Annotated in this window: 18 protein-coding genes; 5 read left to right on the forward strand and 13 right to left on the reverse strand. The window is 69.4% G+C overall.

Features of this window, described 5'->3' with window-relative positions; translation table 11 throughout:
• The first annotated feature begins 26 nt into the window (after positions 1-26).
• Positions 27-2,666 (forward strand): aconitate hydratase AcnA, encoded by a 2,640-nt coding sequence (gene acnA, locus H0523_RS14485; RefSeq protein WP_054428677.1) that lies wholly within the window; start codon positions 27-29, stop codon positions 2,664-2,666.
• Between the two features lie 19 nt (positions 2,667-2,685).
• The gene (locus H0523_RS14490; RefSeq protein ID WP_054428678.1) at positions 2,686-3,582 is read left to right on the forward strand and encodes a GntR family transcriptional regulator; all 897 of its coding nucleotides are present in this window, start codon (positions 2,686-2,688) and stop codon (positions 3,580-3,582) included.
• Positions 3,583-3,639: 57 nt separating this feature from the next.
• Here H0523_RS14490 and H0523_RS14495 read toward each other — a convergent pair whose 3' ends face one another.
• The 7 genes from H0523_RS14495 to H0523_RS14525 all read right to left on the reverse strand — a co-directional run bounded on the left by H0523_RS14495 (position 3,640) and on the right by H0523_RS14525 (position 12,754).
• Positions 3,640-6,099, reverse strand: a complete 2,460-nt coding sequence (locus H0523_RS14495) for a TonB-dependent receptor (RefSeq protein WP_054460420.1) — start codon at positions 6,097-6,099, stop codon at positions 3,640-3,642.
• Between the two features lie 116 nt (positions 6,100-6,215).
• On the reverse strand, positions 6,216-7,169 hold the full coding sequence (locus H0523_RS14500; protein ID WP_054428679.1) for a FecR domain-containing protein: 954 nt from the start codon (positions 7,167-7,169) through the stop codon (positions 6,216-6,218).
• Complete coding sequence (locus H0523_RS14505) at positions 7,166-7,687, reverse strand: sigma-70 family RNA polymerase sigma factor (RefSeq protein ID WP_054428680.1); 522 nt, start codon at positions 7,685-7,687, stop codon at positions 7,166-7,168. Before H0523_RS14505 ends, H0523_RS14500 begins: the two co-directional genes overlap by 4 nt.
• Before the next feature lie 79 nt (positions 7,688-7,766).
• On the reverse strand, positions 7,767-10,229 hold the full coding sequence (locus H0523_RS14510; protein WP_369817047.1) for a TonB-dependent siderophore receptor: 2,463 nt from the start codon (positions 10,227-10,229) through the stop codon (positions 7,767-7,769).
• Between the two features lie 111 nt (positions 10,230-10,340).
• Entirely contained in the window at positions 10,341-11,327 is a 987-nt protein-coding gene (locus H0523_RS14515; protein WP_231689733.1) for a FecR domain-containing protein, read from the reverse strand.
• 23 nt (positions 11,328-11,350) lie between these two features.
• A complete protein-coding gene (locus H0523_RS14520) occupies positions 11,351-11,860 on the reverse strand; it encodes a sigma-70 family RNA polymerase sigma factor (RefSeq protein WP_054428682.1) in 510 nt (169 codons plus the stop codon).
• 105 nt (positions 11,861-11,965) lie between these two features.
• Complete coding sequence (locus H0523_RS14525; protein WP_054428683.1) at positions 11,966-12,754, reverse strand: LysR family transcriptional regulator; 789 nt, start codon at positions 12,752-12,754, stop codon at positions 11,966-11,968.
• 114 nt (positions 12,755-12,868) lie between these two features.
• Here H0523_RS14525 and H0523_RS14530 point away from each other — a divergent pair, with 114 nt between their 5' ends.
• A complete protein-coding gene (locus H0523_RS14530; protein ID WP_054428684.1) occupies positions 12,869-13,603 on the forward strand; it encodes an SDR family oxidoreductase in 735 nt (244 codons plus the stop codon).
• 62 nt (positions 13,604-13,665) lie between these two features.
• On the opposite strand, the gene fhuE is transcribed toward H0523_RS14530, so the two are convergent.
• The 4 genes from fhuE to H0523_RS14550 form a co-directional block, all read right to left on the reverse strand.
• Entirely contained in the window at positions 13,666-16,074 is a 2,409-nt protein-coding gene (fhuE, locus tag H0523_RS14535) for a ferric-rhodotorulic acid/ferric-coprogen receptor FhuE (protein WP_082404293.1), read from the reverse strand.
• Positions 16,075-16,206: 132 nt separating this feature from the next.
• The gene (locus H0523_RS14540; RefSeq protein WP_054428686.1) at positions 16,207-17,202 is read right to left on the reverse strand and encodes a FecR family protein; all 996 of its coding nucleotides are present in this window, start codon (positions 17,200-17,202) and stop codon (positions 16,207-16,209) included.
• 52 nt (positions 17,203-17,254) lie between these two features.
• Positions 17,255-17,758, reverse strand: coding sequence for an RNA polymerase sigma factor (locus H0523_RS14545; RefSeq protein WP_054428687.1), 504 nt, complete (start codon positions 17,756-17,758; stop codon positions 17,255-17,257).
• Between the two features lie 96 nt (positions 17,759-17,854).
• A complete protein-coding gene (locus H0523_RS14550) occupies positions 17,855-18,097 on the reverse strand; it encodes a hypothetical protein (protein ID WP_054428688.1) in 243 nt (80 codons plus the stop codon).
• A 281-nt stretch (positions 18,098-18,378) separates the two neighbouring features.
• Between H0523_RS14550 and H0523_RS14555 the strand changes: the two genes are divergently transcribed.
• Positions 18,379-20,475, forward strand: coding sequence for a PTS sugar transporter subunit IIC/EAL domain-containing protein (locus H0523_RS14555; RefSeq protein WP_054428689.1), 2,097 nt, complete (start codon positions 18,379-18,381; stop codon positions 20,473-20,475).
• Here the strand turns inward: H0523_RS14555 and H0523_RS14560 are convergent.
• The gene (locus H0523_RS14560; RefSeq protein ID WP_369815888.1) at positions 20,468-21,307 is read right to left on the reverse strand and encodes a prohibitin family protein; all 840 of its coding nucleotides are present in this window, start codon (positions 21,305-21,307) and stop codon (positions 20,468-20,470) included. The genes H0523_RS14555 and H0523_RS14560 overlap by 8 nt on opposite strands.
• Positions 21,308-21,633: 326 nt before the next feature.
• Between H0523_RS14560 and H0523_RS14565 the strand changes: the two genes are divergently transcribed.
• A complete protein-coding gene (locus H0523_RS14565) occupies positions 21,634-22,071 on the forward strand; it encodes an anti-virulence regulator CigR family protein (protein WP_054428691.1) in 438 nt (145 codons plus the stop codon).
• A 12-nt stretch (positions 22,072-22,083) separates the two neighbouring features.
• Here H0523_RS14565 and H0523_RS14570 read toward each other — a convergent pair whose 3' ends face one another.
• A complete protein-coding gene (locus H0523_RS14570) occupies positions 22,084-22,869 on the reverse strand; it encodes an arylamine N-acetyltransferase family protein (RefSeq protein ID WP_054428692.1) in 786 nt (261 codons plus the stop codon).
• Between the last annotated feature and the right edge of the window lie 35 nt (positions 22,870-22,904).

Here is a 22,904-nt window from a genome sequence, read left to right on the forward strand (position 1 = left end):
ATATTCAATATGCAAAACTAGCGGCCATGGAAAAAACCGCCCCCGCCCTGCGCCACGCCGGCTTCACGCTCGACGGCGCCGCCTACACCCACATCGACATGGCCGGCATGTACGGCCCCGACTACCACCGCCTGCCGGTAGTGCTGCGGCTGCTGCTCGAGAACGCGCTGCGCAACATGCGCGGCGCCGAACGCGACGCCGCCGTGGCCGCGCTGTTCGGCTGGCTGGCCGACGGCACCAGCGAAGCCGAGATCGCCTTCCAGCCCGGCCGGGTGCTGATGCACGACACCACCAGCACCCCGGCGCTGGTCGACATCGCCGCCATGCGCGACGCGCTGGACGAGGCCGGGGTGGATCCGCGCGCGCTTAATCCGGTGCTGCCGGTGGACGTCTCGGTGGATCACTCGCTGGCGGTGCAGGCCTATGCGCAGCCCGACGCGGCGGCGCGCAACCTGGCCCTGGAACTGCGCCGCAACGCCGAGCGTTACCGCTTCCTGCGCTGGGCCGCCAAGGCGCTGTCGAACGTGCGCATCCATCCGCCCGGCACCGGCATCATGCACACCATCAACCTGGAGCAGCTGGCGACCGTGGTGTGCGACGACCACGGCGCGCTGCATCCGGACATGATGATCGGCACCGACAGCCACACGCCGATGATCAACGGCATCGGCGTGCTCGGCTGGGGCGTGGGCGGCCTGGAAGCGCAGACGGTGATGTTCGGCATGCCGACCATGCTGCGTATCCCGGACGTGATCGGGGTGCGCCTGAGCGGCGCGCTCTCGGCCGGCGTCACCGCCACCGACCTGGCGCTGACCGTGACCCAGCGGCTGCGCGCGATCCAGGTGTCGGGCGAGTTCGTCGAGTTCTTCGGCCCTGGCGTCGCCACCCTGTCGGCCGGCAGCCGCTGCGTGGTCGCCAACATGGCGCCCGAGTACGGCGCCACCACCGGCTACTTCCCGATCGACGAGGCCACCCTCGACTACCTGCGCCAGACCGGCCGCGACGCGGCCCACGTCGCGCGGGTCGGCGCCTACGCCGCCAGCGCCGGCCTGGCGCTGGATCCGGCGGCCACGCCGCGCTACACCCGGGTCATCGAGATCGCGCTGGACCAGGTGCACATGCACGTGGCCGGCCCGACGCGGCCGCAGGACCTGCGCCCCTATGGCCAGACCCGCGAACTCCTCGCCAGCCTGGCGTTCACGCCCAAGGCCGACTCGCCCCTGCCGCGCCATGCCATCGCCATCGCCGCCATCACCAGCTGCACCAACACCTCGGATCCGCGCCTGCTGGTCGCGGCCGGGCTGCTGGCGCGCAAGGCGCGCCAGGCAGGGTTGACCGTGCCAGCCTGGGTCAAGACCTCGCTCGGCCCCGGCTCGCCCGCCGCCGCCGACTATCTGCAACGCGCCGGCCTGCTAGACGACCTGCAGGCGGTCGGGTTCGGCATCGTCGGCTACGGCTGCACCACCTGTATCGGCAATTCCGGACCGCTGCCGGACGCCGTGCGCGCCGGCATGGCGGCGGGCGCGGTCCGCCCGGTGGCGGTGCTGTCGGGCAACCGAAACTTCAGCGGCCGCATCCATCCCGATCTCGACCTGGGCTTCCTGATGTCGCCGCCGCTGGTCATCGCCTTCGCGCTGGCCGGCGACGCCGAGCGCGACTTCAGCCGCGAGCCCGTGCAGATCGCGCCGGACGGCCGCGCGGTGCATCTGCATGAGCTGTGGCCGCGCGCGGACGAGATCGACGCGGCCCTGGCACAGGGCCTGCGCGCCGACGATTTCCAGCGCGCCTTCCGCATCGCCGCCGCCAACCCCGAGTGGCAGGCGCTGGCGTCGCCGGACACGCCGCGCTTTCCCTGGAACCCGGCCTCGACGGCGTTGCGGCGGCCGCCGTTCGCCAGCGCCGGCCCCGCCAGCCAGCTGGGCCGCTACGCCGCCTATCCGCTGCTGGTGCTGGGCGACGACGTCACCACCGATCATCTGTCGCCGGCCAGCGCCATACCGCCCGATAGCCTGATCGCCGATTTCCTGGTGGCGCAGGGCGACGACCGCGACGACCTGAACGTGTTCGCCTCGCGCCGCGGCAACTGGCAGGTGATGATGCGCGCCGCCTTCTACAGCAAGAGCCTGGCCAACCTGCTGTGCCCGGACGCCCCGGTCGGCCATACGCTGCACGCGCCCAGCGGCGCCATCGAGCCGATCTGGGAAGCGGCGGAACACTATCGCCGCGACGGCGACGCGGTGGTGCTGCTGGCGGGCGAGCGCTTCGGCACCGGCTCGTCGCGCGACTGGGCCGCCAAGGGCCAGTGCCTGCTGGGCATCCGCGCGGTGCTGGCGGTCAGCTTCGAGCGCATCCACCGCTCGAACCTGATCGGCATGGGCATCCTGCCGCTGCGCCTGCCGGCGGGCGTCACGCCGCACAGCCTGGCGATCCAGCCGGGCGACCGCTTCGAGATCGATTGTCCGCCGCAGCGCCTGGCGCCGCGCCAGCCGGTCGCGGTGCGGCTGCTGCGCGCCGACGGCCGCGAGCAGGCCTTGCAGGCCACGGCCGCCGTGGAAACGCAACTGGAGCTGCATCTGCTGCGGATGGGCGGCGTGATTCCGGCTATCCTCGCGGATACGCTTGGCGCCGCGACCTCGGCGCCGTCCGACACGGCCCCGCGGGGCTGAGGCCCACTTTCCATCCCCCATGAGCGCGCAGACCCATACCGCCAGCAAGATCCTGGAGCTGATCCGGCAGGACCGCCTGACCGAAGGCGCGCACCTGAGCGCCCAGAAACTGGCCGACCGCCTGCGCCTGTCGCGTTCGCCGGTCAACGACGCGCTTGGCCTGCTGGAGCGGCACGGCATCGTGGTGCGCAAGCCCAACCGCGGCTACTTCCTGCAGCTGGACCACGAGGTCCTGGCGCGCACCTGCGCGGACCTGGCCCCGCCCGCCGCCGACGACGTCGTCACGCAAAGCTATTTCCGGCTGGCCGATGAACTGCTGCGCGGCGCGCTGCCGATGCAGTGCAGCGAGGCGCTGCTGCGCGCCCGCTACGCCCTGACGCAGGCGCAGACCCAGGCGCTGCTGGCGCGCGTGGCGCAGGAAGGCTGGGCCCAGCGACGCCCCGGCTACGGCTGGGAATTCTCATCGATGATGACCACGCCCGACAGCCTGCTGCAGTCGTACCGCCTGCGGCTGGCGCTGGAACCGGCCGCGCTGCTCGAGCCCACCTACCGCATCGACAAGGCCGTGCTGGCGCGTTGCCGCGCCGCCGAGCGCCACCTGCTCGACGGCGGCATCGACAGCGACAGCGCCGACCAGTTGCACGAGCGCGGCGTGCGCTTCCACGAGTCGCTGGTGGAGGCCTCGGGCAACCCGTTCTTCATCGACACCATCAAGCGCGTCAACCGCGTGCGGCGGCTGCTGTCGTACCGCTCGATGCAGGACCGCAGCCGCTACCGCCAGCATTGCGAGCAGCACCTGGAAATCCTCGACCTGCTGGAGCGCGAGCGCAACGAAGAGGCCTCGCAGGCGCTGGCCCGCCACCTGCGCAGCACGCTCGACAACCTGGCGCGCATCCGCGGCATCCTGACAACCTAGGCCGCCGGCGGATCAAGCCGCTCCGCGCGGGCCGCCTGGCGGCCCGCCGCGAACCCCTCAGAAGTCCATCGACGCCGACAGCATCAGCGTGCGCGGCACGCCTTGCGAGATGGTGCCGTAGGACGCCACGCCCGACCAATAGGCGCGGTTGAACACGTTGACGACATTGGCGCGCAGGGTCACTTCCTTGCCATCGACGCGCGTGACATAGCGCGCGCCCAGGTCGAACGTGGTCCACGAGGGCACCGACTGCGTGTTGGCCTGATTGACGTATTCCTTGCCGGTGTGGATCACGCCGCCGGTCAGGGTCAGCCCGGCGACCCAGGGGGTATCCCATTCCGCGCCCAGGTTGGCGGTGAAGCGCGGCACGCCCACGGGCTGGTTGCCGCGCGTGGCGGGGTTGCTGGTGCGCGTCAGCTCGGCGTCCAGGAAGGTCACGCCGCCCAGCAGGCGCAGGCCGCGCAGCGGCTCGCCCGACAGGTTCAGTTCCAGGCCGCGGTTGCGTTGCTCGCTGTCCGCCGCATACACGCCCCCCGTCAGCTGGCCGCTGGGCTTGGTGATCTCGAAGGCGCTCAGGGTCAGCATGGCGCTGTCGAAATCGACCTTCACGCCGACTTCCTTCTGCTTGGACTTGTACGGCTTGAACACCTGGCCGGCGTTGGTGGCGGTGGCCGGCGCCACGTCGCCCTTGCTCAGGCCCTCGATGTAGTTGCCATAGAACGAGACGTTCCGCCACGGCTTGAGCACCAGGCCGGCCAGAGGCGTAATCGCGCTTTCGTCGTAGCTGAGGGTGCGCGCGCCCGTGACGCCATTGAAGTTGCGCGACTCGACCCGCTGCTGGCGCGCGCCCAGCGTCAACTGGACCCGCTCGTCCAGCACGCTCAGCGTGTCGGCCAGCGCGAAGCCGCTCAGGTCCGAGGACGACACCTTGGGCACGCTGGCGGGCGCCGCGATGTCCTGCCGGGGCCGCGTCACCGGGTGATAGATGTTGGACGACAGCGGCGTGCCGTTCACGCTGGCCTGGGCATTGCGGTCGCTGTACAGCGTGCCCATGAAGGTGATGGCATGGCGCACCGGACCGGTGTCCAGCTTGGCGCGCAGGCCGGCGTTGTAGGTGCTGCGATCGACCTGGAACTTGAAATGGTTGGGGGTCACCAGCGTATCGCCGGCGGCGTTGACGATAGTCGGCGTCTGGTCGGACAGGCGGTTGATGGTGGTGGTCGAGCCGCCCGCGTCGGCGAACACCGTCAGGCGGTCGCTGATGTCGTACTCGACGCGCAGCAGCGCGGATTCGCCTTCGGACTTCCACCAGCCCCACGGCTGCGTCGCGTTGCGGCGGCCGTCCGGCGCGTCGGGCACGCGCAGGCCCGTGGCCACCAGGAACGGACGCGTGGGCGCGTCGACCTTCTCGTTCTGGATCAGCAGGTCCAGCGAGGCGCGCAGCTTCTCGCCCTGGTAGTCCAGCGACAGCGCGCCCAGATCGGTGCGCGAATGCAGGTTGTCCAGCGGCGTGTCGCCCTGGCGGTGCAGGCCGTTGACCCGCACGCCCCAGGCGCCATCGTCACCGAAGCGCCGGCTCAGGTCGACGCGGCCGCCGAACTGCGACGCCCCCGCGTAATCGGCCGACACCCGCGTCAGGTCCTGCGGCAGCGAGCGCTTGGGCACCATGTTGATGACGCCGCCCACCCCGCTGTTGGGCGACATGCCGTACAGCAGCGCGGCCGGCCCCTTCAGCACCTCGACCCGCTCGATGTAGTCGGTGAACACGTGGTAATTCGGCGCCACGCCATAGACGCCGTCGAAGGCGATCTCGCCCAGGTTGCCTTCGCCTATCGGAAAGCCGCGGATGTAGAACGAGTCCGTCACGCCGCCGATCTGGCCGGTGAAGCGCACCGAGGAATCGACGTTCAGCGCGTCGGCCAGCGTCACCGCCTGGCGGTTGGCCAGCAGGTCCGAGGTGTAGTTGGCGACGCTGAACGGCGTATCCATCACATCGCGGTTGCCCAGCAGGCCCAGGCGGCCGCCACGCGCCACCTGGCCGCCCGTGTAGCTGGCCGGCAACGCCGAGGGATGCGCGTCCGCGCCCGTCACCACGACGTTCGGCAGCAGCGTGGTCTCGCCCTGCGGCGGCAGCTTGCGCAGCGAATAGGCGCCGCCGCCCTGCTCCGCCAGCGCGTAGCCGGAGCCCGACAGCAGCCGCGCGAAGCCCTCGCGCACCGTGTAGACGCCGTTCAGGCCGTCACTATGCTGACCCGCCAGCAGGGCCGGATCGAAGGACAGCGGCACGCCGGCGGCGGCGGCGAAGCGGGCCAGCGTGTCGCCCAGCGGGCCGGCGGGAATCGCATAGGGCTTGCCGCTCGCCGCGCTGACGGCATCGGCGGCGCGCGCCGGCTGCGAGGCCGCCGACGCCAGCGCCAGCGCCACGCCCAGGCCAAGGGCGCGCACCGCGGCCCGCGTGGACGACGATGAGGTCCGCGCGCGGCGGACAGACAGGGAACGGGAGTAACGGCTTGCCATGAGGGATCCTTCGTGGGCGGGGCATCGCGGTCGCGCCGCGACGATTCACCCGGTACACCGAACGAAGGCCGAAAAAGTGTCAGGGACTCGGCGATTAATTTGTAACGGCCGCGCCCTCAGCGCGCCGCGACGGTGACCCAGTACGGCGTCATGCGCTGGATCCGCACCGGCAGCGTCTTCTCCAGCAGGCGCAGGCCGGCGTCGATGTCGTTCAAGGGAAAGGCGCCCGACACGCGCAGCTCGGCCACCGCCGGATCGCAACGCAGGAAACCGCGGCGGTAGCGCGCCAGTTCCGCCACCAGGTCGGCCAGGCGCCAGTTGCGCGCGGCCAGCATGCCGTCCTCCCAGGACACCAGGGCGGTATCGACGGCCGACTCGGGCTCGATCCGCTGCGCGTCGAACACGGTTTGCTGCCCCGCCCGCAACACGCGCTGCGCGTCGCTGGCGGCCGGCCGGATCGCCACCGCGCCCTCGAACACCGCGACGCGGATGCCGTCGCGCTCGTCCCGCACCATGAAGCGCGTGCCCAGCGCCTGCACCGAGCCCTGCGCGGTGCGCACGATGAACGGCCGATGGACCGGCGCCGGGTCCTTGCCGGTGGTCAGCAGGATCTCGCCCGCGCGCAGCCAGATGACGCGCTGTTCGGCGGTGTACTGGATGTCCACGGCGCTGGCGGTGTTGAGCAGCAGGCGGGTGCCGTCGGCCAGTTGCATGCGGCGCTGCTCGCCGGTGGCGGTGCGCGCGTCGGCGCTCCATTCGTGCCACGGCAATTCGCGCCAGGCCAGCCAGGCGGCCGGTCCCAGCAGCGCCAGGCCCGCCACGGTGCGCAGCGCCTGGCGCCGTCCGGGCCGCTCCAGGCGCCGCAACGTGCGCGCGCCCAGTTCGGGCGGCACCTGTCCGAAGCTGCGCAGCATGTCCTCCAACCGGGCCCAGGCGGCGGCATGCGCCGCGCTGCGGCCACGCCAGCGCTCGAAGGCGGCGCGGTCCGCGGCCGACAGGGTCTCCGACTGGAAGCGCACCAGCCAGCCGGCGGCCTCTTCCAGGACCGCCGTCTCCGGGGTGGCGCTCACGCGGCGCCCCCCTGGTAGGCGATGAGGCAGGCCGTCAGCGCTTTTTGCATGTGGCGCTTGACCGTGGCCAGCGACACGCGCTGCGCGCGGGCGATATCGGCATACGCCACGCCGTCGAACTGCGAGGCCAGGAAGATGGCGCGGGTCTTGGCGGGCAGCGTGCGCAGCGTGGCGTCGATGGCGTACAGCGTTTCCAGGATCAGCGCCCGCACTTCCGGCGACGGCACGTCCCGCGGCGGCAGCTGCGCGGCCGCGCATTGGTAGGCGTCTTCCAGCGCGCGGCGGCGCCAGTGGTCCACCACCAGGCCCTTGGCGATATGGGTGAGCAGCGCGCGCGGCTCGTCGCCGCCGCCGGCGCGCACCCGCGCCGCCATCAGGCGCACGAAGGTGTCATGCGCCAGGTCGGCGGCATCGAACGAGTTGCCGAGCTTCTTGCGCAGCCAGACGGACAGCCAGCCGTGATGCTCTTGGTAGATCCGCGTAACGGTGTCGGTGGGCAGGGAATCGGTCGAGGACACGGCGCGGCTCGCGGTGGAATCTAAATGGGAATTGTTACTATTTTATCCCATTCCGGATTCCCGATTCCCGCCGCCCTGTCTACAGCTTGGGGGTGTAGCGCACGGTCAGCATGACATTGCGCGGCTCGCCGTAGTAGTTGTTGCTGCTGAGCGTGTTGTAGGACGGCACATAGTATTTCTTGTCGAAGACATTGTTCAGGTTCAGCCCGACGCTCACTTCCGGCGTGGCCTGGTAACCCAGGCGCGCGTTCCAGATGGTAAAGCCGGCCAGCGCGAACTTGCGATCGGAACTCAGCGTATGGGTCTGCGTGTTGACGCCCGCGCCCACGCTCAGGCGGTTCCATGCGCCCGGCAGCTTGTAGTTGGCCCACAGGCGCAGCATGTGCTTGGGGGTCCAGGTGTTGAAGATCTTGCCCTCGTTGTCGGGATCGGCCAGGTACTTGGTGGTGTTGTAGGTGTAGCCGGCGAACAATTGCAGGCCCTGGATCACCTCGCCCGACACTTCCGCCTCGAAGCCCTGGCTGCGCACTTCGCCGGCCGCGCGCGAGCAATACCAGCCATCGCACGCGAAGCCGCTTTCGTAGTCGGTCACCGCGCGGTTCTTGTGGTCATAGCGGAACACGGCCAGCGCCACGTTGACGCGTCCGTCCGCCAGCTCGCCCTTCACCCCGGCTTCGTAGTTGGCGCCTTCCACCGGCTTGAGCAGCCCGCCCGAGACGGTGCGCTCGGTTTGCGGTTCGAACACCGACGAATAGCTGGTGTAGACCGACCAGTTGCGGTTCAACGCGTAGACGATGCCCGCATAGGGAATCACGCGGCCGGACTCCGTCGTGGCCGAGGTTTCGCCGGCGGAGCGGTAGGCAAAGTCGTACCAGCCAACGCGGCCGCCGGCGATCAGCGCCAGCGACTCGGTGGGCTTGACGCGCCACGTGCCGTAGATGCCCTTCTGGCGGATGTCGTAGCTGCTGCGGCTGTCATAACCGCTTGCCGCGGCGATGGAGTCGATGTCCTGCCAGGGGCGGTTGTGGTCGATATCGAAGATGTTGCCGTCGCTATCGCTCCATGCCCGCGTGAAGCGGTCTTGGGTGGTGAGCTTGGAATAGTTGGCGCCCAGCACCACTTCCTGCTTCATCCCCAGCGCGGTGAAATCGCCGCTGACCGACATGTCCAGGCCGCGCTGCCGGCTGCTGAAATCCACGCCGAAATTGCCGTAGGACAGGCCGCTGCCATCACGCTGCACCGAATCGGCCACGCGTTGGTGCACGCTGGTGTTCTTCTCGTTCATGGCGACGCCGCCCAGCTTGAAACGCCAGGCCTCGTTGAAGCGGTGCTCCAGGTCCCCGTAGAACACGGTCTGGTCGTTCTTGGCGCGGTTCCAGGTCGAGCCGGTGAAGGTCGAGCGCGGCAGGTCGATATCGCCACCGTCGGCGAAGCGCGGATAACCCACCAGCATCGGGCGCGAGCGGCTGAATCGGTTGCTGACCGCGATACCCGCCGTGGTATCCGGGCTGATGTCGTAGTCCAGCGCGGCATACACATTGCGCGTTTTGTCCCACACGTAGTCCGTGTAGGAATGGCTGCGCTCGTCGTCCAGCACCACGCGGCCGCGCAGCGAACCCGAGGCATTCAAGGGACTGCCGGCATCCAGCTGCAGGCCATAGCGGTCCCAGGAACCGACCTTGCCCGTCACCACCACGGACGGCTCCGCGCCGGCGCGCTTGCGCACCAGGTTGACGGCGCCGCCGGGGCTGCCGGCGCCTTGCAGCAGCCCGGCCGCGCCGCGCAGGATTTCGACGCGGTCATAGAACACCAGCGAATCCTGCTCCCAGTTGCCCAGGCTGTAGTTGTTGCGCAGCAGGGGCACGCCGTCGTATTGCAGCATGTCCACCGGGAAGCCGCGCGCGTTGATCGCAATGCCCGGACCCACGCCCTGCACGCCCACCATGCCGGTGGTGTTGTTGATCGCGTCCGGCAGGCTGGTCATGTCCTGGTCGTCCATCCGCTGGCGCGTCAGGATGGTGACGGATTGGGGAATGTCCTTGAGCGCCTGGGTGGTCTTGCCGATGGTGGCCGCGGACGAGATGTAGGAACCGGTGCCGTCGGTGGTGGCCTGGTAGCTGCCGGTGACCGTCACGGGCGCCAGCAGCGCCGCCTGCGGATCGACCGCGCGGCGCAGGCGATAGCCGCCTTCGGCGCGCGCCACGGCCTGCAGACCGGTGCCGGCCAGCAGCCGCTCGAGCGCGGCATCGACCGGATAGGCCCCCGTCACGCCCTCGGTGCGCACATCACGGGTCAGCGCCGGATCGGACGCCACCATCACGCCCGCCTGCATGCCGAACGCGCCCAGCGCCCCGCCTAGCGCGCCGGCCGGCACCGAGAAGGAGACGGTGCGCGGCGCGGCCTGCGCATGAACCTCGGCGACGGACCCGCTGGCGGCCGCCAGCGGCAATGCCAGGGACAAGGCGGCGCGCAGCCGCGCGGTCGCCGGAACGCGGCGGGAGGCTTTCACGGCGGGAGCCGCGAGCGGAAGGTGGCGAGGCATGGAGAGAAATCCTGTGTCATGAGGGATCGGCGCCGCCCGTCGTCGGGGCTGCTTTCCCTACATGAAGCGCGAGATCCGCCATTCCGCCGTTTCAGTTACACATTGGCCGCGTCAGGCCAGCCCGACGTTGACCCAGTAGCGCGTATAGCGCCGCACCCGCACCGGCAGTACCTCTTGCAGCATTGCCAGGACCTGGTCGGTATCCGCCACGGGAAACGCCCCCACCACGCGCAACGACGCCGCGTCCGGGGAGCAGCGCAACACGCCGGGGCGATAGCGTCCCAGTTCAGCCAGGAAATCGGCCAGCGGCAGGGCGTCTGCCAGCAGCATGCCATCGAGCCAGGCCGACACCTCGGGGCGCAGCGCGACCGCGTCGAAGGCGCCGGCGCGCGAGAATTCGGCCTGGCTGCCGGCCATCACCCGGCGCGGCGCGCCATGCGCGGACCCGCTATCCACGTCCACCGCCCCTTCCAGTACCGCCACCCGCGCGCGGCCATGGCCCAGGTCGCGCACCAGGAAGCGCGTGCCCACCGGCGTCAGCACGCCGGCGCCGGTGCGCAGCGAGAACGGCCGGCCCAGGGGATCGCTGGCGGTGGTCACCAGGATCTCGCCTTCCAGCAGCACCAGTTCGCGCCGGGTATCGGTATAGCGCAGGTCGAGCGCGCTGCCGGCATTGAGTTCGACGCGGGTGCCGTCCGCCAGCGTGACGCTGCGGCGTTCGCCGGTGCCGGTGCGCAGGTCGGCCACCCAGCCGCGCAGGACCTCGCGATCGCTCGCCCCCCAGGCGCCCAGCCCGACGCCGGCCGCCGCCACCATCCAGCGCATCGCGTTGCGCCGCGAACGGATCAGCGGCGCCTGCTGCAGCGCGCGCGAGGCCACGCCCGCCCCCGCCTGCTGCACGCCCTGCGATACCCCTTGCGTGAGCGCGACCAGGCGTTGCCAGGCTAGGTCATGGGCGGGCAGCGCCTGGCGCCAGCGCTCGAAGTGGTCGCGGTCCGCCGGCGTCGCGCCGTCGCGCAGGCGCGCCCACCAATCGGCCGCCTGGCGGATCACCTTGGGATCGATCTTGCCGGCCTCCGGCGCGTGCGGCCTCAGCAAGCGGGCCCCCTCGGCGCGGCCGCTCAACCGTACACCGCCGTGTAGCAGCGCACCAGGGCGCGGGCCAGCGATTTCTGCACGGCGTTGGGCGTCAGGCCCAGGCGCTCGGCGATCTCGCCGTTGGACATGCCGTCGAGCTGCGCCATCAGGAAGATGCGGCGGCTGGTCATCGGCAAGGTGTCGAGCAGCTCGCAGACCTGTTCGAGCGCCTCCAGGATCAAGGCGCGGGCCTCGACCGAAGGTTCCACCGGCGCCGGCTGCAAGGCCAGCGATTCGGCATAGGCGGTCTCGAGCGCGGCGCGGCGCGCGCGGCCGATCAGCAGGCGATTGGCGATGGTGCGCAGGTAGGCGCGCGGTTCGCTCAGGGGTTCGGCGGGATGGGCACGAATCAGCCGTTCGAAGGTGTCGTGCGCCACGTCGGCGGCGTCCGACGCGTTGCCCAGCTTGCGCTGCAGCACGGCGCGCAGCCAATGGTGGTGGGCCAGGTAAACGGACTGCGCCTCGGCATGGGGCGCGCAGGAAGAGGGAGGCATCGCGATCCGGCCTCGGCCGGTCCACCGGGGTAGTTGAGATAATGGAAATTATTCTCAATTATAAATGGACCGGCCTTTTCCGCCAGGTCACCCCCGCCCCTGCGGTCACTGGCGCAACTGTTCCGCCAGCAAGGCCAGCGCCGGCTTGTCCAGCGCCTGCGCCGCATAGCACAGGCCGACGCGGCGCGACAGCGCCAGGCCATCGAGGTCCTGGGCCGCGACGCCCGGCTGCTGCGCGATCAGCGAGCGCGGGGCGATGCAGGCGCCGACGCCGGCCGCCGCCAGCTCCAGCGCCAGGCGCAACGAACCGGCCTGGGCGGCGGGCGCGCCGGCGGCCGCGCCGTAGTACGGCAGCAGGCGTTGATGGCTCGGATGATCGGGACAGACGATCCAGTGCGGCGCGGCGGTCTCGGCGGCTTCGACCGGCAGCGCGATGGCATAGGGGTCGTCCCACAGCGGCACGAACAGTTCGTCCTCGCAGCGCTCGTCCTCGGTCGCCAGGCGGGCGTCGCCGACGCAGCCTTCCAGCAAATGCAGCAACAGATTGGGCACCGCCTGCCGCGCCCGCGCCACGAACGCGCGCATGTGCGCACCCGCGATCTCGCCCTCGACGCCGATACGCAGCTCGGCCAGGCGGGTATCCTGGCGGAACTGGCGCGCCATCGACTCGGTCTGCGCCACCAGGCGGCGCGCCTGCGGATACAGGATACGGGCCTCGTCCGTGACCGACACGCCGCGCGCCTGGCGCTCGAACAGCTGCGCGCCCAGCAGGCTCTCAAGGCTCTTGATGGTGCCCGACAGGGCCGGCTGGCTCAGGTGCAGCCGCTGCGCGGCGGCGGTGATGTTGCGTTCCTCGAAGACCGCGATGAAGGCGTTGAGCTGGCGGCTATCCATAAGTTTTCCCGATTGATGCGAGAAGAATAAACCATTTTTCAAGCGTGAAAGCCGGGCCTAGAATCGTTTTCAGCCCCTCCGGCATATGAATAACCGATACCTGGAGTCTTCACCATGACTACCCCCCAACGCCCCCTCGTCGTCGTCACCGGCGCCAGTTCCGGCATCGGCCTGGCCACCGCCCGCCTGTTCTCGTCGCACGGCCATCCGCTGCTGCTGCTGGCGCGCCGCCTGGCGCCGATGCAGGCCCTGAACCTGCCCAATGCGCTGGCCCGCCAGGTCGACGTGACCGACCGCGCCGCGTTGGCCGCCGCCCTGCGCGAGGCCGAGGCCCAGTACGGCCCCGCCGACGCCATCGTCAACAACGCCGGCGTCATGCTGCTGGGCGATATCACGCGCCAGGATCCGGCGCAGTGGGACCGCATGCTGGACGTGAACGTCAAGGGCCTGCTCAACGGCGTGCACGCCGTCGCCGCCGGCATGGTCGAGCGCGGCCACGGCACCATCATCAACATCAGCTCGGTGGCGGGCCGCAAGACCTTCCCCAACCACGTCGCCTACGTCGGCACCAAGTTCGCCGTGCATGGCCTGTCGGAAAACCTGCGCGAGGAACTGTCGCCGCACAATGTGCGCGTGGTCACCATCGCCCCCGGCGCGGTCGAGACCGAGCTGCTCAGCCACACCACCGACGAAGGCATCAAGAGCGGCTACCAGGACTGGAAGGCCGACATGGGCGGCAAGGTGCTGGCCGCCGAGGACGTGGCCAACGCGGTGTACTACGCCTACTCGCAACCGCCTGGCGTGTGCATCCGCGAGATCGTGCTGGCGGCGACCCGCCAGCAGGCCTGAGGCCGGCGGACGCGCCGCGTCCGGCGTGGCCCGCGCGCGGGCGCGGGCCGCGGCTCGGGACGCTAGAACGTCGCCTTGAGGTTCAGGAACACGCTGCGCGGCTCGCCGTAGTAGACCTGGTTGGCCACGCCGCCCAGGTAGTACTTCTTGTCGAACAGGTTGTTCACGTTCAATTGCGCCGACAGGCGGGAATTGAAGTCGTAGCGCGCCATCAGGTTGAACAGCGCGTAGGCCTTCTGCTTGGCGGTGACGCTGCCTTCGTCCAGCTCCACGTTGGTGTAGGTGCTGATCTGCCAATTGACGCCGCCGCCCAGGGTCAGCTTGCTCCACGCGCCCGGCAGGCGATAGGTCGTGAACAGCATCGCCGTGGCGCGCGGGCGTTCGGTGTTGACCGATACGCCATGCACGTCGCGGCTGGTGTAGTACGTGCCGCCCAGCGTGGTGTTCCAGCCCGGCGCCATCTGGCCGGTCACTTCCATCTCGATGCCGCGCGTGGTCACGCCGTCGGCGGTCTTGTAGGCGCTGTCGGTCGATCCCGGCACGATGTAGCCGGCGTCCGGCACGCCCGTCTTGCTTTCCTTGACCTTGAACAGCGCCAGCGATGCGTTGAGCCTGCCGTCCAGGTACTCGCCCTTGACGCCCACTTCGTAGTTCTGCCCCTCGACCGGATCCAGGTAATTGCCGTTGCGGTCGCGATAGTCCTGCGGCTGGAAGATGTCGGTGTAGCTGACGTAGGCCGAGTAGGTGCTGTTGATGTCGTACACCAGGCCGGCGTAGGGAATCAGGCGCGAGTCCTTCTGGTCGCGCGTCGGGGAGCGCGATTGCCAGGTCGCGTAGCGGCCGCCGGTGATGAGGGTCAGGCTGTCGTTCAGCGACCAGCGCGCCGCGGCATAGGCGCCGCGCTGATGCGTCACGGTGTCGCGCAGCGTCGAGGTGGTCCAGTCGGGCTGCGGATACTTGCCATCCCAATCGTAGAACGATCCCGTGTCCGGCATGGCGCCGGCGCGGCCGTAGCTGTAGAAATCCTCGCTGTAACGGCTGCGCATCGCGCCCAGCACCAGTTCATGGCGACGCCCCAGCAATTGGAACGGCCCCTTGACCTGCAGGTTCAGCGCGGTCTGCTGCGCGTAGGAATTCCAGTAGCCGGGCAACGCGCCCAGGCCGGCGCCGGTTTCCCGGTCGGGCTGGCCGTACAGGTACAGCAGCTTGGCGTCGTACTTGCTCTTGCGCAACGACCAGTCGGCCTTCGCCTCCCAATCGTTGTCGAACCGGTGCGTGAGCGAGGCGAACGTGGTGCGCTGCGTGGTGTGCCAATAGGTCCAGTCCGCCGCGGTGGTCTTGGAGCGGCGCCAGTCGGTGGGCGTGCCGTCGCTGAACACCACCGGCAGGCTGCCCCAGGTGGTGCCGCGCGGCCGCTTGTCCTGCGAGTCCATGCCGACGCTGAGCGTGGTCGACGGCGTCAGGTCGGCATCGATCACGCCGTAGAACACCTTCTTGTCGGCGTGATACAGATCGATGTAGGAATCCTTGTTCTGGTATAGCGCCACCATGCGCGCGCGCACCGTGCCCGCCTGGTTCAGCGGCGTGCTCAGGTCGAGCGAACTGCGGAACTGGTTCCACGAGCCGGCGCCGACGTTGACGGAACCGGTGAATTCGCGGCTGTTGGCATGCTTGCGCACCAGGTTGATCGAGGCCGACGGATTGCCCGCGCCGGTCATCAGGCCGGTGGCGCCGCGCACCACCTCGATGCGGTCGTAGATGATGGAATCATTGTCCGACTCGCCATACATCGACAGGCCGATCGTGGTGGGAACGCCATCGTATTGCAGGCTGTCGATGTAGAAGCCGCGCGACCAGAAGTCGGTGCGGTCGCTGTCCTCGGCCACCACCTGCACGCCCACCACGTTGCCCATCACCTCGTCGAGCGAACGCAGGTTCTGGTCCTCGATGCGCTGGCGCGTCACCACCGTGACGGACTGCGGCGTTTCGCGCAGCGACAGCGCCAGCCCGGTGGCCGCCGAGGTGGCCGGCGTGGTGTAGGAGCCCGATCCCTCGGTCACCGCGGGATCGCCGGCGCCCAGCACCTTCACGGGCGACAGGCTGGCCACCTCCTCGCCCTCGCGCGTCAGCACGATGCTGTCGCCCTGCCAGCGATAAGCCACGCCGGTCCCCTGCAACAGGCGGGCCAGCGATTGCTCCGGACTGCCGCTCATGCGCAGGCCCGGCGAGCGCAGACCGGCCACCAGCTCGGGCGCGTAGAACACGCGCTGACGAGTCTGCGCGGCCCATTGCAACAGGGCGTCGCCCAGCGGCATCGGGGCGATGTCGACGGCGACCGCGGGCGTCTGCGGCTGGGCCTGGGCCGCGCCGCAGGCGCCGGCCGCCATGGCCAGCGACAGCATCAGGGAGGAAAGGGTAAAGCGGTGCGTGGCGCGCGGGCGGCGCCTGGAAGAAGCATTCACGGTCAGCAGCGGTTTCGGTTCGACGATAGACAGGAAAGTCCCTTCGGGGGGACGCGGCGCGACGCGCCTTCCTGGGTAGAACGATGCCGCTGCGAAAAAACCTGAATGCCGGGCCTGATTATTTTGTAACGGCGCACGCGCCTAGCGCGCCGAGATGTCGATGGCGCCGTCCGCCGCCGGCGCCAGCTTCACCGGCGCCACCGCCGGCAGCGCTTCCAGCAGGGCCTCGGGACGATCCAGGCTGAACGAGGCCGAGACGCGCAAGCGCCCGGTCTTGCTGTCGGCCAGGCGCAACGGCGTGGCCAGGTAGCGGTTCATTTCGCTGACCACCTCGGCCAGCGGCGCATTCTTGAACACCACCCGGCCCGTCTGCCAGGCCAATGCCGTATCGACATCGGTGGGCGCCGGCACGCCGATGGCGCCGCTGCCGGGCACGCGGATGCCGTGTCCGCCGCGCAGCACCGCCAGGCCGAGATTCCACCAATGGCCGCCGGTGACTTCCACCGTGCCGGACCGCACCAGCACGGTCACCACGTCCTCGTCGCGCCGCACGTCGAACACGGTGCCGGTCACGCGCACGTCGCCGCTGCCGGCGCGCACGATGAAGGGACGCTCGGCCTCCGGGCTGACGCTGAAGAGGATTTCGCCGCCCTGCAGTTCGATCTCGCGGCGGCCCGCGTAGAACTTGACCTCGGCCAGCGTATTGCCGTTGATCTCGAGCACGGAGCCGTCGGGCAACGTGACCTGCTTGCGTTCGCCGCGGTCGGCGCCGACCACGGTGGTGAAGGTGGGCGCCTCGCCCGGCAGGCTCCACCAGCCGGCCAGCGCGACCAGCGCCAGCGCCGCGCAGGCGATGCCCACGCGCAGCGGCATCGCGACGCGGCGGCGCGATGGGCGCGCCGGCACGGCGCCGCCCAGCAGCGCCCGCACCCGGTCTTGCGGCAGCTGTTCGGCCGCCTTGCCCAATTGCTGCATCCGGTCGAATTCGCGCGCCGCGTCCGGCTGCTCGCGGCGCCAGCGCGCGAAGGCGCGGCGCTCGCGGCGCGTCATGTCGCCCGAATGCCAGCGGGCAAACCACCAGGCGGCGGTGGCGGGCTGGCTCGGGTCGTCAGCGTCACGGTAAAAGGACTCGGTCATCGTCGGCTGCCGTCCACGCGCGGGCGTGGACATGAATTGAAGGAAAACTGCGTCATGGATTGTGCTCGTGCAGGCGCTCCCGCACGTGTTCGATCGCTCGCATGACATAGCGTTCAATCATATTCTTGGACAGGCCCATGTAGGTGGCCACCTCGGCCTGGGTCCAGCCCTCGATCCGGTTCAACACGAATGCCTGGCGGCACTTGGGCGGCAGCTCGCCCAGCACCCGCGCCAGATCGTCGGCCAGCCGCGCCGCGCGCAGCGGCGCTTCGGGATCGGTCTGCGCGGGCTGGTCATGCTCGTCCAGTTCGTCCAGCGGCACGTGCTGCTCGCGCCGCTGGCGGCGCCAGCGGTCGATCAGGCGATGCCCGGCGACCTGGAACAGATAGCCGCGGGCCTTGGCCGCCACGCTGCCATCCGCCTTCAGCAGATGCTCGACCGCGTCGTGGGCGGCGTCTTCGGCATCGTGCCGGTTGCCCGAGCGGCGGCTCCAGGCGCCGATCAGCTCGTCATAGCAGGCGAGCCATCCGGGGCGGGTCGAGGCGGGGCGGGACATGGAACGATCCGGTGGCGTAGTGTGGCGACGCTGCGGATTTTACAAACAATTCTCATTACCGCAAGGCCACGCCGCCCTTGCCTGCCCGCCGCCCCGCTAGTAATCCATCGGCACGTGGCTCTGCGCCGCCCGCAATTCCTGGATGTGCCGTTCGGCCTCCTGCCGCTCGGCGGCCGGCGGCAGCGCGCGCCAGCTGACCATGCTGCCCGGCGCCTTGACCGGCATCCAGCCCAGCACGCTGTACAGCGTGATCGCGGTGTCCCCGGTGTCCAGCCGCGTCTCGTAATAGCCCTGCCGTTCCGGCGTCTTGTCGCCGGGCACCCACTCCAACTGCGACATCGTGTCTCCCTCTCGGTATAGCCTGTCCTGAAACCGCGGCTCCCGCCAAACAGGGGCTTGCGCCCGATGGTAGCGCGCCGCCTTCTCCCGATACGTGCACGATGCGCCCGCTTTTCAATTCTTGACAGAGGGGAATCCCTAAGCTTTTTCGGCAACGCGATTGCTAAGTCGGGAACTGAGGCGCTAGGATGCGGCAAAGGATTCTTACAAACCGGGTCCGGCGACGCAGCCGCGTCCCGGGCCAGCCCGCCCTCGGTAGCGGGCTTCTGAGGGCGACCGGTATGCCGACATCGAGCTTCATGCGCTATCCGAAAGATCGGTTGGCGGCCCTGGCCAGCGCAAGCGCGCTGCGCGCCATCCGCGAAGGACTGCTCTGGACGATGCCATGCCTGCTCGTGTCGGCGCTGTTCCTGGTGCTGTCGGTGGTGGCCGGGCAGCTCGGCCTGTCCTCGACGGTGGTGCAGGAACTGGCCGCGGTGCATGCCAAGCTCAACAGCGTCATGCCGATGCTGGTCAGCACCTCGGTCGGCTACATGCTGTCGATCCGCCACCGCGTGCCCAATCTGCCGGCGGCGTTCCTGTGTCTGTCGTACGTGGTGATCGCCGAGGGCCTGCTGGCGCCCTACCCGCACGCGGCCGCCACCCTGATCCTGAGCATCTCCATCCTGCTGCCGCTGGGCAGCCTGCCGCTGCTGGCCTGGCTGCACCGGCGCCGCTGGACGCGGCTGGCGCCCGACGGCCTGATCGGCGAAAACGTGCGCGGCACCCTGAACATGGTGATACCGGGGTTGCTGACCGCCGGCGCGGTGGCGCTCGCGGTCAGCGCGCTGATACGGATTCCCGGCGTGGCGCAGTTCGACATCCCGCTCGACCTGGCCTCGCTCGACAGCCCCTTCACCACCGGCCCGATGACGGCCGCGCTGAACTCGATCTTCTGGTTCTTCGGCATCCATGGCTATCACGCGATGGCGCCCGTCATCGATGTGCTGGACCAGGCCACCGCCCTGAACGCGGCCAGCATCGCCGCCGGCCACGAGGGCATGTACGCGCTGAATGGCAGCCTGCTCGGCGCCTTCGTGTTCATTGGCGGCGCCGGGGCGACGCTGTCGCTGGTGGCCGCCATCCTGGTGTTCTCGCGCAGCGAGTCGCTGCGGCTGCTGGCGCTGGCCAGCATTCCGGTATCGCTGCTGAACGTCAACGAGATCCTGCTGTTCGGCCTGCCGCTGATCCTGAATCCGCGGCTGCTGATCCCGTTCGTGCTGGCGCCGGTCTGCAACGCGCTGGTGGCGCTGGCGGTGGTGCAGCTGGGCTGGATCCCGCCCGCCTCGGTCACGTTGCCGCTGACCTCGCCGGTGCTGCTCAACGCCTATCTCAGCGCGGGCGGCCACCTGGGCGGCGTGGTGCTGCAGGTGGTGCTGATCGCGCTGGGGGCCTGCCTCTACGCGCCCTTCGTGGTCGCGCTGGAACGCCAGCGCAAGGCCGACGCCACCGTCTACTTCAAGTCGCTCGACACCACCTTCCCGCGCCTGCAGGAGGAATCGCTGCTGTTCGCGCACGACCCGGTCGTCTCGACCTACACCAACCGCGCCCGCCGCAGCGCCGAGATCTCGCGCATCCGCACCATCAGCGAATACGACTTCTATCTCGAATACCAGCCGCAGGTCTCGCTGCGCAGCGGCCGCTGCACCGGCTGCGAGGCGCTGCTGCGCGCCACCGGTCCGGAAGGCACGCAGCAGGCGCCGCTGGAATTCCTGCGCTGGCTGGCGCAGGCCGACCTGATGCGCGAAGTGGACCTGTGGGTGGCCAAGCAGGCGGTGCTGCAATGCCTGGCCTGGCGCAAGGCCGGCTTCACCCTGCCCCTGACCGTCAACGTCACCAGCGGCACGCTGACCTCGGAGTCGTATCTGGACAAGCTCGTCAAGGTGCTGGAACAGGCCCAGGGCCAGGTGTCGGTGGAGCTGACCGAGGACGCGCTGGTCGAGGACGCGCAGGCGCTGCACACGGCGTTCGACCGCCTGCACGGCATCGGCTGCAAGGTGTATATCGACGATTTCGGCACCGGCTACTCGGCGCTGAGCTACCTGCACCAGTTCGAGATCGACGCGGTCAAGATCGACCGCAGCTTCGTGCTGGCCCAGAGCAGCGCGCGCGGCGCCCAGGTCATGAGCGGCCTGCTGCGCTTCTGCGAGGCGCTGGACCTGCAGATCATCGTCGAAGGGGTGGAAACCCAGGAGCAGCTCGCCGCGCTCGAATCCAGCGCCGAGATCGTCGTGCAGGGCTGGTTCTACAGCAAGGCGCTGTCAGGCGAGCATCTGGTGGAATTCGCGCGGCGGCGCATGCCGGCCGCCGCGCACAGCGACAGCGCCGCCGCTATTTGATGCCGATGAACGGCAGGGCCGCGCCCGGCACCTGCGTGGACGGCAGCACGCCGTCCCACTTCTCGACCGCGTTCAGGCTGACCAGGTTGGTGTTGGCGGCCAGCGCTTCGGCCTTGGCGCGGATCGCCGCCGCCTCGGCGTCGCCGCGCATGCGGATGCCGTCGGCCTCGGCGGTGAACTGCTGGCGGCGCGCATCGGCTTCGGCCTTGGCCTTGACCACCTGGATCTCGGCGTTGATCATCGCCGTTTCCTTCTGCTGGCGGGTGGTCTCGATCTGCACCTGCGCCAGCATGCGCTGTTCGATCGAGTGCTCGTAGGCCTGCGAGAAACCGACTTCCTCGATCTGCACGCCCACCACCTGCACCGGCGCGCCTTCCATGGTCTTGAGCACGGCGTTGTTCACGTCCAGGCCCAGCTTCTGGCGTTCCTGGATGGCGCGCACGGCGGTGTACTGGCCGAACACGTTCTTGACCGCGTCAGGGGTCTTGCGCTCGAGCACGCGCATCTGCAGGTTGTTGATGGTGCCGTATTCGGAGTACAGCTCGGCGACATGCTCGGCCGGCACGCGGTACGTGACCGACACGCGCAGCGTGGCGGGCTGCTGGTCATAGCTGTAGGCTTCGAGCTTCTCGAACACGAAGGTGTGGTCGCGCACCGACACCGTCATCACGTTGTCGATGAACGGCGTCTTGAAATCCAGGCCCGGTTCGGACACGCGCACCAGCTTGCCGTTGCGCAGCACCACGCCGCGTTCGCCCTGGTCCACCTGGAACCACGAACCGAACGCCAGGCACAGGATCAGCACGAACAGCACGCCCGTGATGATGCCCACCTTGAGGCTGCGCGGCTTGACGGACTTGACGATCTGGAGGTCGGTCGGCTTCACTTTTCAGTCCCTTTCTGATTTGTTGCGTTTACGATCCGAGAGCACGGCGGCGATGCCGCGCGCAAGCAAATAGGCGACCACGGCCGCCCCCACCAAGATCAGGAAATATCGCATCTGGCATTCCCCCCCGGAATAGAAGCGAGCGATTCTAGCTTGAGTCAGCGCGCTGCAAGGTTACGGTTGTTGCAATGAGAAAAACCGCTTGCCAACGGAGACAGTGCGCGTTCCAGCGATACGATACGCTGGCCGCACCGCAATTCAGGGATCGCATCATGCGCCGTCATTTCGCCGCTCTCATGGCCGTCGCGGCCTGTACCGCCATTATCCAGCCCGCCTGGTCGGCGCCGCCGGAGAACCGGGGAAAACCGGACCATGCCGGGCAAGGCAACGGCAAAAACAAGGGCCGGGACGACGACGCCGGCATCAACGTCACCCTGACCACCGCCGGCATCAGCATCTCGACCGCCCGCGGCTACGCGGTGCAGGCCGGCGCCACCGGCTATGGCTCCCTGCCGCCGGGCATCCGCAAGAACCTGGCGCGCGGCAAGCCGCTGCCCCCCGGCATCGCCAAGAAGATGGTGCCGGGCCCGATGCTGGCCCGGCTGCCGGTGCATGCCGGCTACGAATGGCGCGTGGCGGGCAACGACCTGATCCTGATCGCCATCGCCAGCGGCGTGGTCGCCGACGTGCTGGCGGGCGTGTTCGATTGAGGCGGCGCGGCGCTACGCCGCGCGCTCCTCGGCGCGCGGATCGAGCCCGAAGCGTTGACGCAGCGCCGCGACCGCCGCGGCATCGTCCAGCAGGGTTTCCGTGACGGCATCGGCCGCCACCACCTTCAGCGTATTGCCGACCAGGATGCTGCGGCCGGACTCGGCATGCAGCACCACCACGCGCTTCTGCACGAAGATGGCATCGGGGTGGGTCGAGTTCAGGTAGTTGGCCGGCGCGAAATCGATCCACTCCTGCGGCGACAGGTCGAATCCATATTGGTTCTGCCACTGGCCGGCCGCGCGCGCCTGCAGCAGATACTCGCCGCCCTCGGCGCGGCTCAGCCTGAAGGCATCCATGTCCTGGCGCACCTCGCGGTCCAGATCGGCCAGATTGAGCGGCGCCCGGATGCCATAGCTGCCGAAGCCCAGATCGCACAGCCAGTCGGCGCCCTCGACCCGCGCCACCAGCGCCATGTGCGTCTTCGGCCGCCTGACGGGATAGAACATGGGCCGGGCCGCGACGAAGCGATAGGGAATGCCCAGGGCCTGCAGGGCCATCGCGAACAGGCCGTTGACCTCGTAGCAATAGCCGCCGCGTCCACGGGCCAGGATCTTGTCGACGATGTCCTCGGGCGCCAGCGAGACGACGCGGCCGGCCTGCACGTCCAGGTTCTCGAACGGCACGCTGAACAACTGGCGGCGCATCAGCGCGGCCAGCGTGGCGCTGTCGGCGCGGAGGTCGCCGGCGTGGCCGATGCGTTCAAGGTAACGGGACAGGGTGAAATTTGCTGCGTGCATGGCATGCGCCTTCGAAGGGGGTGAAGTAGCGGGGA

It is taken from the genome of Achromobacter insuavis (assembly GCF_902859645.1).
GTDB classification, from domain to species: Bacteria; Pseudomonadota; Gammaproteobacteria; order Burkholderiales; family Burkholderiaceae_B; genus Achromobacter; species Achromobacter insuavis.

Excerpts from the sequence above, each read along its gene's own strand:
- H0523_RS14565 (WP_054428691.1), top strand. The coding sequence starts at position 21,634 with ATGCGCCGTCATTTCGCCGCTCTCATGGCCGTCGCGGCCTGTACCGCC.
- H0523_RS14510 (WP_369817047.1), bottom strand. The coding sequence starts at position 10,229 with ATGCCTCGCCACCTTCCGCTCGCGGCTCCCGCCGTGAAAGCCTCCCGC.
- H0523_RS14555 (WP_054428689.1), top strand. The coding sequence starts at position 18,379 with ATGCCGACATCGAGCTTCATGCGCTATCCGAAAGATCGGTTGGCGGCC.
- H0523_RS14570 (WP_054428692.1), bottom strand. The coding sequence starts at position 22,869 with ATGCACGCAGCAAATTTCACCCTGTCCCGTTACCTTGAACGCATCGGC.
- H0523_RS14550 (WP_054428688.1), bottom strand. The coding sequence starts at position 18,097 with ATGTCGCAGTTGGAGTGGGTGCCCGGCGACAAGACGCCGGAACGGCAG.
- H0523_RS14495 (WP_054460420.1), bottom strand. The coding sequence starts at position 6,099 with ATGGCAAGCCGTTACTCCCGTTCCCTGTCTGTCCGCCGCGCGCGGACC.
- H0523_RS14540 (WP_054428686.1), bottom strand. The coding sequence starts at position 17,202 with ATGACCGAGTCCTTTTACCGTGACGCTGACGACCCGAGCCAGCCCGCC.
- acnA (WP_054428677.1), top strand. The coding sequence starts at position 27 with ATGGAAAAAACCGCCCCCGCCCTGCGCCACGCCGGCTTCACGCTCGAC.
- H0523_RS14525 (WP_054428683.1), bottom strand. The coding sequence starts at position 12,754 with ATGGATAGCCGCCAGCTCAACGCCTTCATCGCGGTCTTCGAGGAACGC.
- H0523_RS14520 (WP_054428682.1), bottom strand. The coding sequence starts at position 11,860 with ATGCCTCCCTCTTCCTGCGCGCCCCATGCCGAGGCGCAGTCCGTTTAC.
- H0523_RS14490 (WP_054428678.1), top strand. The coding sequence starts at position 2,686 with ATGAGCGCGCAGACCCATACCGCCAGCAAGATCCTGGAGCTGATCCGG.
- H0523_RS14545 (WP_054428687.1), bottom strand. The coding sequence starts at position 17,758 with ATGTCCCGCCCCGCCTCGACCCGCCCCGGATGGCTCGCCTGCTATGAC.
- H0523_RS14530 (WP_054428684.1), top strand. The coding sequence starts at position 12,869 with ATGACTACCCCCCAACGCCCCCTCGTCGTCGTCACCGGCGCCAGTTCC.